We start from the raw sequence: 12,439 nt of genomic DNA, 5'->3' as shown, positions 1-12,439 counted from the left end.
GTCCATCCAGCCAATTAAAAAAGCGCGCATTTCTGCGCGCTTTTTCGTTTCGGAGTGTCCCGCGCCGTTTACTTGTTGGCCGGCGGGGTCGTGTTGGTCTGGCTCTCGAGGCGCTGGCGGGCTTCCGCCGCGCGCTTCTGCAACTCGTCCTGCAGCTTCTTCTGGTTCTCCTCGAACACCTTCGGGTCGGTCGGAGGACCGTCATAGGCCTTGGCGAATTCGGCCAGCGGAAGCGGCAGCGTCAGCGGCGCACCGTTGGAGTTGATCGCCTGCACGACGAGGTTCTGGCCCTTCTTCATGTGGTTCAGAAGATCGGGGGTGACCTCGTAATCGGACATACAGCCGTTGGCAAAGCAGATCACGTAGGGGCTCTGCAGCGGCGGGTTGCTGTCGACGACGATGCGGGTGCCGTAGGCGAGCTGCATGCCAAGCGGCAGCGTCACGCGCAGGATCTTCTTAGGCTCACCTTCCGGCTCGATAATGACCGCGGCGATCACAGGCTGGCCGGATTCGATGCGGCCGTCCTTGCCGGTGAAACACACCTGCTTGGCGTTGGCATCCTGACCCTTGAGACAGAACTTAGTCCACTGACCGTAAATGAGCTGCACCTGCTGCTCGGGCGCCTGCTGCTGACCTTGCGCAGGCTGCTGCGGCTGGGCGGGGGCGGCCTTCGGAGCTGCTTTCGGCGCGGCCTTGCCCTTTGCGGGCGGCTGCTGGGCCTGAGCACTTGCATCGGCCACCGGCAGGGCGATCATGGCCGCGGCGGCCAAAAATGCTGCGGCGAACCTCCGTCCGCGCGGCGCGGCCTGCGCGGCCAAGTTCCGGAAATTCATAGTGAAAACCCTTTCTGACTAAGCGCTGCCACTCTGTTCGAGAGCCTCGCCTGAAGGCGCTGTCTCGGAGCCAATTGAGGCGGATGCGTGACAACACACGCGACTGATCGGAATCGCCCGCCTTCATACAACGGCAGGCGGAAAGATCAATGCCGACAATGATTTTTTGGGTTTTTGTCCCGATGCCGGAAACCGTCCGGATGCCTCATGGTAGCGTCTTACGTTGCCCGCGAATCGCAAGGAACCGGGACTGGAATGAAAGCCCTCGCGCTTCAACGCCTGATGTTGGCGCTTGCCGTCGCTCTTGGAGCGGTGCTCGCGGGCACGGCCGGGCGCGCTGAACCATCGCCCTCGATTGCGATGCACGGCAAGCCGGCGCTGCCAAACGACTTTAAGAACCTTGCCTATGCCAATCCAAATGCTCCGAAAGGCGGTCGCCTGACCTGGGGGCTGCTCGGGACCTTCGATAGCTTGAACCCGTTCATCGTCAGGGGCATCGCGGTGCAGCAAATCCGCGGCTACGTGGTCGAAAGCCTGATGGCGCGCAACAACGACGAGCCGTTCTCGCTCTACGGCTTGCTCGCCGACCGCATCGATACCGATGACGCCCGCAGCTATGTCGCCTTCCACATCAACCCGGCCGCGCGGTTCTCGAACGGCACCCAGGTTACTGCGCAGGATGTGCTGTTCTCCTGGCAATTGATGCGCGATCACGGCCGCCCCAACCACCGGCTCTACTATTCCAAGGTGAAGGATGCGCGGGCGCTCAACGCGCAGACCGTCCGTTTCGATTTCGGCGGTGAGGCCGACCGCGAGCTGCCCCTGATCCTCGGCCTGATGCCGGTGTTCTCGCAAAAGGCCGTCAATGTGGACACCTTCGAGGACACCTCGATGAGTGCCCCGCTCGGCTCCGGTCCCTACCGCGTCACCGATGTCCGGCCCGGCGCGAGTGTCACCCTGACCCGCAACCCGGACTATTGGGGCCGCGACCTGCCGGTGAACCGGGGCCTGTGGAATTTCGACGAGGTGCGGCTCGACTTCTACCGCGAGGCCAACGGCGCTTTCGAAGCCTTCAAGCGCGGGCTGTACGATTTCCGCGTCGAGACCGAGCCGCTGCGCTGGCACGAGGGTTACGACTTCCCGGCCGCCCGCGCTGGTGAGGTGATCCGCGACACGATCAGGACCGGCACGCCGCGTCCGTCGGAATTTCTGGTGTTCAACACACGCCGTGCAGTATTCGCCGACATTCGGGTCCGGCAGGCGCTGACGCTGCTGTTCGATTTCGAATGGATCAACCGCAATTACTTCTTTGGCCTGTACAGCCGCTCGCCGAGCTATTTCGCGGGTTCGGAATTGTCGGCGGAAAGCCGTCCCGCTTCCGCCCGCGAAAAGCAATTGCTCGCGCCCTACGCCGCAAGCATCCCGCCCGATATCATGGACGGCCGCTACCATCTGCCGGTGAGCGACGGCTCCGGGCGCGACCGCACGACGCTGCGCGCCGCGATCACGCTGCTGGAGCAGGCCGGTTATGAGTTCAAGGGCACGCACCTGCGTGACCGCAAAACCGGCGAACCGCTGACGTTCGAAATCCTGGTCAGCACCCGCGATCAGGAGCGGATCGCGCTCGCCTACGCCCGCGACCTCAAACGCGCCGGCATAGAAGTGTCTGTCCGGGTGGTCGATGCCGTGCAATTTGACCAGCGCCGCCTCGCCTACGATTTCGACATGATCCAGAACCGCTGGGACCAATCGCTGTCGCCCGGCAACGAGCAGGCCTTCTATTGGGGCTCGCAGGCCGCCGATACCCCCGGCACCCGAAATTACATGGGCGCTCGCGACCCGGCGATCGACGCAACCATCAACGCCATGCTGGAGGCCCGGGATCGTCCCGATTTCGTCTATGCGGTCCGCGCGCTCGACCGCGTCCTAATGTCCGGGGCCTATGCGATTCCGTTGTACAACGCGCCGGCGCAATGGATCGCGCGCTGGAATCGTATAAAATCCCCTCCCCGTGCTGCGCTTTCCGGCTATCTTCCGGAGACGTGGTGGTTCAACTCGCAGAAACAGACTCCGTGACCGACGCGACGGACACTCCCGACAGCAGCGTATCGATGCCGGACAGGTCCCCGACGCTGTACGACCTGTTCTCGCGCACGGCTGAACGCACGCCGGATGCACTCGCGCTGTGCGATCCGCCGAACAAGCGCCGTATCACCGGAGAAGACCCGGTCGAACTGACTTACGCGCAAGCCGAAGTCGCCGTCGCCTCGCTATCCTCTCAGTTCATCCGTGCGGGCCTTCCGGCCGGCTCCATCGTCGCGGTGCAACTGCCGAATACCGTCGAATTTCCGCTGACGCTGCTTGCTGCATGGCGGGCGGGCCTCGTAGTGGCGCTGCTGCCGCAACTCTGGCGGCAGGCGGAGCTTGCCGAGGCTCTGAATCGCGTTGGCGCGCGCGCCATCATCACTTCGGGACGCATCGAACTGATTGACCATGCCGACCTTGCGATGAACGCCGCCGCCGAGGCGTTTTCGATCCGGCACGTGATGGGTTTCGGCGAAACGCTGCCCGACGGCATGACACCGCTCGACTGGCGACAACGTGAATCCTTCGCGCCCAATCTGTCGATCAACGCGCGCAAGGCCGCCATCGCGTCGTTTGACATCACCCGGAGCGGCATGATCGCGGTGCCGCGCAGCCACGTGAACCTGATCGCGGGCGGGCTTGCCATCTACATGGAAAGCGCCTTGCCATCCGCAGCGCAGATCGTCTCGACGGCGCTGCTCTCCTCGTTTGCCGGGCTCACGTCCTCCATCGTGCTGTGGCTGTTGAGCGGCGGGTCGCTGCACCTGCACCATCCTTTCGATCCGCAGGTGCTGGCTGACCAGATCCGCGCGGGTAATTGCGATACGCTGATCGCGCCCGCCGAACTCGCATTGCGGATGTCGGAATCCTCCGCCATCGACGCGCAGCCGTCGCTGCGTCATGTCATCGGACTCTGGCGGACGCCGGAGCGCGTCGCGGCAAGTCCGGACTGGAAAGCCAAATCGGCAGCGCTTACGGATGTCTATCTGTTCGCGGAAATGGGGCTGTTCGCGCTCAACCGTCAGAACGACGGCGCAGCCGCTCCGGTGACGCTCACCCATCATGACGCCGCCCGCGCTGGCGAACTACTGCTTACGCCGAAAGGCACGCTCGGCCTGCGCGGACCGATGGTGACGCTCGCGGCCTATCGTCCACTGCCAAAGGCCGATGCGTCCTTGATGACGGCCGAACCCAGCGTCGATTATGTCGACACCGGCTATCCCGCCAAGCGCGAAGGCCAGAACGGTCAGATTACGCTGACCGGAACGCCAGCAGGCATCGCCAATGTCGGAGGCTATCGCTTCCGAGAGGACGATCTCGAGCAATGGGCGCGCAGGCTAGCCCCCGGAACGGTGATGATGGCCTTGCCCGATCCGATGAACGGCTTCCGCCTCGCCGGACGCTCCAGCGAGAACGCACGCGCCCGTGGCGCTCTGGCGGAACTGGGGCTTAACCCGCTGATGACGGAAGCTTTCCGCCAGCGTGAGCGACAAGCGTAAGAATTCATTACGCTTTTGGAATTCATAGTGACCGACGTTGACGGCGCATTAAGGCCGCATCCGGTAGGATGCGGTTGCGTTTGTAACCTTGAGTCAAAGATGTCCCAGTCCGGCCCCATCGTCGTCGTCTCCAACGAAACATATGCGCCGCTCCACAAGGCGCTATTGGAGGCGAAGATCTTTCCCGCCGTCGACAGCACCTGGCGGGAGGCTGCAGCTGCGATTACACGGGTGAAACCGTGCGCGGTGATCGTCGCAGGGCCGTACGAGCCCGCTGCGCTCGAGGACATCGGCCGCCGCGTCGAAACCCTAAGTCCCTATGTGCCGCTGATCGCGATCGATCCGGGGAGCACGCCTCTGCCTCACAACGCGCTCCCGCTGACCGAGATTGGCGGCCGCGGCGCGCGGCGACTCGCCGTGCGCCTGAACGCCGCGCTGCGGCTGCGTGCTTTGCACGCAACCGTGCTGCGACGGGCGCGCGATACGAGGCTCACCGAATTGCAGATGCCGACCGACGATCCGCTGCAGGATGCGACCGTACTGCTCGCCGGACGCGGCGGCTCGTTTCCCGCGCTTTCCGTTGCGCTCGGCGAGCGGATGGGCATCGTCGGCGCGCTCAGCATCGAACAGGCCGCCAAACATCTCAACGCACGCACGCTCGACGGCATCGTGATCGGCGGCGGTTTCACGCAGCGCGTGGTAGAAGCTTTTCTGCAGGTGCTGTCGGAGGATTCGCGTCATCGCAATCTGCCGGTGATCGTCTCAGGCGTGCCATTGTCGCTCCATCCCTACGATCTGCCCAATCTCGAGGCAGGCGCGACGGACGCCGCGGGCACTGTCGCGATTGCAGCTCCGCTAATCCGGCAGAAGGCATTCGAGGCGCGGCTCGAACGAGCCTCGCGTTCGATCGAGGCCGGCGGCCTGCTCGATCCGCGCACTGGACTTCTCACCGAAACGGCCTTCAGTCGCGACCTGTCGCGCCTGATCGCGGACTCTCACGCACAGGGCGCAGGCCTCTCGGTCGCGAGCTTCACGCTCTCCACGAACAACGACCGTTCGCGGTTCGATGCTGCCCGCATCATCGGCCAATTGATGCGGCGTATGGATTTCGGAACACTGCAAAGTGACGGAACCATTGTCGTCGTGTTTGCAGGAACCAGCAGCATCGATGGCCGTTCCATCGCGCGCCGTCTCGCCAGCGTCCTCAAGCAAACCGTTGTCGGACCGAAGCCGAACGGCAAGCTGACATCCGACGTCGCCGTGACTTCACTTCTGCCGAATGATTCCGAATCGTCGCTGCTCGCGCGTCTGCATTTGTCCGAGGCACAAGCCGCGTCATAGCAGCACGGATTTCCGCGCGGAACGAACACAACTCTTCAGCATTGGGCCTCCATCAATCCAATTGAGGAGGTTGTCCATGAAGAAAACCGTATTGCTTGGTCTCACTGCCGCATTGATCGCCACACCGGCATTCGCCCAATCCACAATGAGCCCGGCGACCACATCGCCGGCGCCTGCAGCAACAATCGGCAGCGCGCCATCCGCGGCGCCGACCTTCGCGCGCGTCTCCAGCGACGAGATGTTCACATCCAAGCTGAAAGGCCTGAACGTCTACAATCAGAACAATGAATCGATCGGCGAGATTTCCGACATCGCCATTACCAAGGACAATCAGGTGCAGGCGCTGATCCTGTCGGTCGGTGGTTTCCTCGGCATGGGCGAACACTATGTCGCCGTTGCACCTTCCTCGGTGCACGTGATGTACGACCAATCCAGCAAGAAGTGGAAGGCGACGATGAACACAACGAAGGAAGCGCTCAAGGCAGCGCCTGAATTCAAGTATCCCACCACCGGCTAAACCGGCCTATCGAAGTCGAAGCGGCTGTCGCAAGGTAGCCGTTTCGACTTGCGTTACGCAGCTTTGCGGCCTTCAGCGAGATTGGCCAATTGACGAAGGATGTCGGTGACACCTTCCATGCGATCTTCGGGCGTCGCCCACTCCTGCAGGAACACCACCTTCATATCGGGCCGCACCTTCGCGGCCTGCCCATATTGCCGGATGAAATAGACCAGCCGCTCGGGCTCCGCAAAGCTATTGTTGCGGAAGCTGATTGATGCGCCCTTCGGACCAGCATCGAGCTTCTCGATATTGGCGCGACGGCAGTAGTTCTTGATCGACGCGAGCTTGAACAGGAAACGCACCTCGTCCGGCAGTGGACCGAAACGATCGCGCATTTCCGCACCGAAATCGGCAATCTCGTCGTCGCTCTGGAAATCCGCCAGACGGCGATAGAGCGACAGCCGCACGGCGAGGTCTGCGACATAATCCTCCGGAATGAGCACCGGCATGCCGAGCGTGATCTGCGGCGACCAGCGATCCTCGACGGGCGCGGAAATACCGGCCTTGAGGTTGAGAATCTCCTCCTCCAGCATCTGCTGATAAAGCTCGAATCCGACCTCCTTGATGTGACCCGACTGTTCCTCACCGAGCAGATTGCCCGAGCCGCGAATGTCGAGATCGTGGGAAGCCAACTGGAAACCAGCGCCAAGATTTTCGAGCGACTGCAGCACCTTCAGGCGACGCTCGGCCTGCGCTGTGATCGAGCGCTGCGCAGGCAACGTAAACAGCGCGTAAGCACGCAGCTTCGAGCGTCCGACGCGACCGCGCAACTGATAAAGCTGCGCGAGGCCGAACATATCAGCGCGATGAACAATCAAGGTGTTTGCGTTCGGAATGTCGAGGCCGGATTCGACGATCGTGGTGGAGAGCAGGATGTCGAACTTACCGTCGTAGAACGCCGACATGATGTCCTCGATCACGCTCGGCGGCATCTGGCCGTGCGCAACCGCGACCTTCATCTCCGGCACGTTCTTGTCGAGGAAATCCTTGGCTTCCGCGAGATCGTCGATACGCGGACAGACATAGAATGCCTGTCCACCGCGATAGCGCTCGCGCAGCAATGCCTCGCGGATCATCAGCGGATCAAACGGCGCGACGAACGTGCGCACCGCAAGGCGATCGACCGGCGGCGAAGCGATGATCGACAGATCGCGCACGCCGGTCAGAGCCAACTGTAGCGTGCGTGGGATCGGCGTCGCCGACAGCGTCAGCACATGCACCTCGGCGCGCAGTTGCTTCAGCCGCTCCTTGTGTGAGACGCCGAAATGTTGCTCCTCGTCCACGATGATGAGGCCGAGGTTCTTGAACTTGATGGTCTTGCCGAGCAGCGCGTGGGTGCCCACAACGATGTCAACGCTACCCTCCGCCATCCCCTTCTTGGTCTCGCGCAATTCCTTGGCGCTCACAAGACGTGAAGCCTGCGCGACGGTGACGGGGAAACCACGGAAGCGCTCGGTGAAGTTCTTCGCATGCTGGCGAGCCAGCAGCGTGGTCGGCACCACGACGGCAACTTGTTTGCCCTCGAGCGCCACCGCAAAGGCCGCTCGCAGCGCCACTTCGGTCTTGCCAAAACCGACATCGCCACAAACGAGACGATCCATCGGCTTGCCTGCATTGAGATCGTCGAGCGAAGCGGTGATCGCGCCCAACTGGTCTTCGGTCTCGTCGTGCGGGAAGCGTGCGCAGAATTCGTCGTAGAGCCCCTGATGCACCGGAAATTTCGGCGCCTCATGCAATTGCCGCTCGGCCGCGATCTTAATCAGGTCACCCGCGATCTCGCGAATGCGGTTCTTCAGCTTCGCCTTGCGGGCCTGCCATCCGCCGCCGCCCAGCCTATCGAGCTCGACGCCCGCCTGCTCCGAGCCGTAGCGCGACAGCAGTTCGATGTTCTCCACCGGCAGATAGAGTTTGGCATTGTTGGCATAGTGAAGCTCGAGGCAGTCGTGCGGCGCGCCGGAGACTTCCAGCGTCTGCAGGCCGATATAGCGGCCAATGCCGTGCTCGACATGGACCACGAGATCGCCGGTCGCAAGCGACGTGACCTCGGAGATGAAATTCTCGACCTTGCGGCTCGACTTGCGTGCACGCACGAGGCGGTCGCCGAGAATGTCCTGCTCGGTGATGAGCGCGAGGCTCTCGGTCTCGAAACCGGACTCGAGACCGACCACCGCAAGCATGGTCTCGTTGCGCGGGGTTGCCTGCACCATCCGCCAGGTGTTGACGTTGGTCAGCGCGATGAGCTTGTGATCCTTGAGCATGCTCGCCATGCGCTCGCGGGAGCCTTCGCTCCATAGCGCGACGACGACCTTTTTGCGCTCGGCGTGTAGACTGTTGACGTGAGCTACCACGGCTTCGAATACATTGACGGATGCGTCGGCACGTTCCGGCGCAAAATCGCGACCCTGCCGCGCACCGATGTCGATCACGCCCTCGCCTTCCGGCATCGCGAACGGCGTCATCCGCGCCAGCGACTGCGCGGTAAGCTTCTCGGTCCATTCGCTCTCAGCAAGATAGAGCTTTTCCGGCGGCAGAGGCTTGTAGACCGCACCGCCTCCAGGTTGCTCCATCGCTTCGCGCCGCGCCTCGTAATAGTCGCCGATCTGCTTGTAGCGTTCGCGCACTGCGTCCTCGGCCTGCGCCTCGATCGCGAACGGCGTACCGTCGAGATAATCAAACAGCGTATCCATCTTCTCGACGAACAACGGCTGCCAGTGCTCCATGCCGGGATGGCGGCGACCTTCGCTCACCGCCTCGTAAAGCTGATCGTCGCGGTCCGGCGCGCCGAACTGCGCGACGTAGCCCATGCGGAAGCGGCGAATGGTCTCGGTCGTGAGCTGGAATTCCGATACCGGCACGAGGTCGAGCGCGCGCATGTCGAGCAGCGTGCGCTGCGTCTCGGCGTCGAACGTGCGGATCGATTCCAGCGTGTCGCCGAAGAAGTCGAACCGCACCGGCTGGTCGAGACCCGCCGGAAACAGATCGAGGATGCCGCCACGCACGGCGTATTCGCCCGGCTCGCGCACCGTCGAGGTGCGGCTGTAGCCGTTGTGTTCGAGCCATGCCGTGATGGAATCCATCGGCACACGGTGTCCCGGCGCGACGGACAGCGCCTGCGCCGCCATAGCCTCCCGCGACGGCACACGCTGCACGACGGCGTTGACGCTGGTGAGAACGACGAGCGGCTTGTCGCCGCCTCCTGCCAAACGCGACAAGCGCGCCAGAGTGGTCAAACGCTGCGCGAGAATACCGCCATGTGGCGACACACGGTCGTAAGGCTGACAGTCCCAACCCGGAAATTGCATCACCGCGACATCAGGCGCGAAGAATTCGAGCGCGCGGGCGAGTTGCGCCATTCGCGCGCCGTCTCGACACAGCACTGCGAGGCTGACGGCAGGCGGCTCCTTACGTGCGGCCACCGCCCGCGCGAGATCGGAGACGATCAGTCCCTCCGCACCCTCGGCAGTATTGGCAAGAGTCAGAGCGCGGCCGGGCGCAAGCAGCGCGGCCGGCGAGCGGACGGGCGACTTCATGCGGGCGACCCGGCGTCGGTGAAGGCCTTGATGCGGCAGAAAATGCCCTCGGCATAGGCCGGGTCGAGCGGCGTCTTGTCGTTGAAGGCGTTGTAGAGGTCGGGATCTGGCAGATCGATCAGCCGCTCGAAATCTGCAACCTCATCCTCGCTGAGACCGGCGATATGGGCGTCGGCAAAACGTCCGAAGATGTAATCCATCTCCTTGGTACCCCGGTGCCAGCAGCGGAACAGAAGTCGCTTGCGCCGATCGTCAAGGCCATCGCTGGAACGGGTGGAAGCGGACATTTTCTGCCTTTCGTGAACGCCAAAAGCCCGGACGTGCCGGGCGAGGTTGATATAGCGAGCGGAGGCGGCGTTGTCAGTAACTTCGCGGAGGTTGCTGTCATACCCGAACGTCATGGCGTCACGCCAAAAAGACGTGGATGCCCGGCAATAAAGCCGGGCATGACGGATCAAACAGCCATAGATTCGTCTGCCATGCGCCCTCCCATCCTCAACCCCCTGTTCGCGCCGGTGACGAGCCTTGGCGGCGTCGGGCCGAAGCAGGACAAGTTGTTCCGCTACCTGCTTGACCGCAGCGAGACGCCCCGCATCGTCGATCTGTTGCTGCATCTGCCCTCGAACGTGATCGACCGCCGCGCGCAGCCGGACATCCGCGATGCTGTGCCCGGCACGGTCGTCACGCTGAAAGTGACGGTGGACCGGCATCGTGCGCCGCCGCCCGGCCGCTCCCGCGCGCCCTATACGGTGTTCGCCAGCGACGACACCGGCACAGTGATGCTGACCTACTTCCGCCCACAGGGCAGCTATCTCGACAAACTGTTGCCGGTCGGCGAGGTGCGTTACGTCTCCGGAACCGTGCAGATGTTCGACGGCACCTTGCAGATGGTGCATCCCGACCGCGTGGTCAATGAGGAAGGCTTTGCGAAACTCTCCGGCATCGATCCGGTCTATCCGCTCACCGAAGGGCTTGCGATCGGCTCGATGCGGCGGGCGATGGCGCAGGCGCTCACCAAGCTGCCGCGACTGCCGGAGTGGATCAGCCCGGAAGTGATCCGACGCTGCTCCTTTCCCGATTTTGCGACGTCGCTTCACCATTTGCACCAGCCGGAAGAAATTACCGACATTCTGCCGGGCGGTCGGTTCTGGCCCCGCCTTGCGTACGACGAGTTGCTCGCGAACCAACTCGCGCTGGCACTGGTGCGCGCGCAGCTGCGGCGGCCAGCGGGCACCCGCCATGCCGGCGACGGACATTTGCGCGCAAAAATCATCGATGCGCTGCCCTACGCGCTCACGACATCACAGCAAGAGGCGGCGCGGGCCATTGCCGAAGATCTCGGCAAACCGCTCCGCATGCTGCGTCTCCTGCAAGGCGATGTCGGCTCGGGCAAGACGGTGGTGGCACTTCTCGCGGCCGCCGCCGTTACAGAAGAAGGCCGTCAGTCGGCCTTGATGGCACCGACGGAAATCCTCGCACGCCAGCATATTGCGACCATCGCGCCGCTCGCGGAGCGCGCGGGCCTGCGTGTCGCCATCCTCACCGGCCGCGACAAGGGCAAGGAGCGCCGCGACATATTGGAGCGACTGGCGAAGGGCGAGATCGATCTGCTCGTCGGCACCCATGCGCTGATCCAGGACGAGGTGATCTTCAAATCACTCGCGCTCGCGATTGTCGACGAGCAGCATCGCTTCGGCGTGCGCGAACGGTTGCTGCTCACCGGCAAGGGCGAAGCAGTCGACATGCTGGTGCTGAGCGCGACGCCGATCCCGCGCACGTTGGTGATGACCTATTTCGGCGACATGGACATTTCCGAGTTGCGCGAGAAACCCGCCGGACGCCAGCCGATCGACACCCGCGTGGTGCCCAACAGCCGTCTCGGCGAAATCATCGATGCGCTCGCGCGTGCGCTCGATTCGGGCAAGCGCATCTATTGGATCTGTCCACTAGTTGAGGAATCCGACGCCGACACGGCTCTGTCCCTTGTCGATGCCACCCAGCGGTTCGAGAGCCTGCAGAAGAAATTCGGGGATGCCGTCGGCCTCGTCCACGGCAAGATGAAGCCCAAGGACAAGGATGCCGCGATGGCGCGCTTTGCTTCAGGCGAAACGCAACTGCTTGTCGCCACCACCGTGGTGGAAGTCGGCGTCGACGTGCCTGAGGCCACCATCATGGTGATCGAGAACGCCGAACGCTTCGGCCTGTCGCAACTGCACCAGTTGCGCGGACGCATCGGCCGCGGTCACGAAGCATCGACCTGCATCCTGCTTTATCACGAGCCTGCGGGAGAAATCGCCACCGCGCGGCTGCGCGTCATCCGTGAAACCACGGACGGTTTCCGGATCGCAGAGGAAGACCTGAAACTGCGTGGCGAAGGCGACGTTCTCGGCACCCGCCAGAGCGGCCTGCCCAGCTTCCGGATCGCGCGGCCGGAAATCCACAGCGGCCTTGTCGCGCAGGCGCGGGACGAGGCGCTACGGATCATGCAGGACAATTCAAAGCTCGAAGGCGAACGCGGCGAGGCGCTGCGCTGCCTGCTCTATCTGTTCGAACGCGACGAGGCGATCCCGCTGATCGGCGCCGGTTAGCCGC

Annotated in this window: 8 protein-coding genes; 5 read left to right on the top strand and 3 right to left on the bottom strand. The window is 63.3% G+C overall.

Features of this window, described 5'->3' with window-relative positions; translation table 11 throughout:
* Window positions 1-68 precede the first annotated feature (68 nt).
* A complete protein-coding gene (locus HMPREF9697_RS03610; protein ID WP_002715791.1) occupies window positions 69-833 on the bottom strand; it encodes an invasion associated locus B family protein in 765 nt (254 codons plus the stop codon).
* Window positions 834-1,088: 255 nt separating this feature from the next.
* Here HMPREF9697_RS03610 and HMPREF9697_RS03605 point away from each other — a divergent pair, with 255 nt between their 5' ends.
* From HMPREF9697_RS03605 to HMPREF9697_RS03590, 4 genes are all read left to right on the top strand, one after another.
* Window positions 1,089-2,909: an extracellular solute-binding protein gene (locus HMPREF9697_RS03605; RefSeq protein WP_002715790.1), complete on the top strand. Its 1,821-nt coding sequence runs from the start codon at window positions 1,089-1,091 to the stop codon at window positions 2,907-2,909.
* Window positions 2,910-2,944: 35 nt separating this feature from the next.
* Window positions 2,945-4,417: a class I adenylate-forming enzyme family protein gene (locus HMPREF9697_RS03600; protein WP_244597999.1), complete on the top strand. Its 1,473-nt coding sequence runs from the start codon at window positions 2,945-2,947 to the stop codon at window positions 4,415-4,417.
* A 99-nt stretch (window positions 4,418-4,516) separates the two neighbouring features.
* Window positions 4,517-5,758 (top strand): GGDEF domain-containing protein, encoded by a 1,242-nt coding sequence (locus HMPREF9697_RS03595; protein WP_002715788.1) that lies wholly within the window; start codon window positions 4,517-4,519, stop codon window positions 5,756-5,758.
* 76 nt (window positions 5,759-5,834) lie between these two features.
* Complete coding sequence (locus tag HMPREF9697_RS03590; protein ID WP_002715787.1) at window positions 5,835-6,275, top strand: PRC-barrel domain-containing protein; 441 nt, start codon at window positions 5,835-5,837, stop codon at window positions 6,273-6,275.
* Between the two features lie 53 nt (window positions 6,276-6,328).
* On the opposite strand, the gene mfd is transcribed toward HMPREF9697_RS03590, so the two are convergent.
* The gene (gene mfd, locus HMPREF9697_RS03585) at window positions 6,329-9,847 is read right to left on the bottom strand and encodes a transcription-repair coupling factor (protein WP_002715786.1); all 3,519 of its coding nucleotides are present in this window, start codon (window positions 9,845-9,847) and stop codon (window positions 6,329-6,331) included.
* Complete coding sequence (locus tag HMPREF9697_RS03580) at window positions 9,844-10,134, bottom strand: FAD assembly factor SdhE (protein WP_040308100.1); 291 nt, start codon at window positions 10,132-10,134, stop codon at window positions 9,844-9,846. Before HMPREF9697_RS03580 ends, mfd begins: the two co-directional genes overlap by 4 nt.
* 192 nt (window positions 10,135-10,326) lie before the next feature.
* On the opposite strand from HMPREF9697_RS03580, the gene recG reads away from it, so the two are divergent.
* Window positions 10,327-12,435, top strand: coding sequence for an ATP-dependent DNA helicase RecG (gene recG, locus HMPREF9697_RS03575; protein WP_002715784.1), 2,109 nt, complete (start codon window positions 10,327-10,329; stop codon window positions 12,433-12,435).
* Window positions 12,436-12,439: the final 4 nt, after the last annotated feature.

Source organism: Afipia felis ATCC 53690 (assembly GCF_000314735.2).
Classification (GTDB): Bacteria; Pseudomonadota; Alphaproteobacteria; order Rhizobiales; family Xanthobacteraceae; genus Afipia; species Afipia felis.
This window is presented reverse-complemented; position numbering and strand designations above follow the sequence as displayed.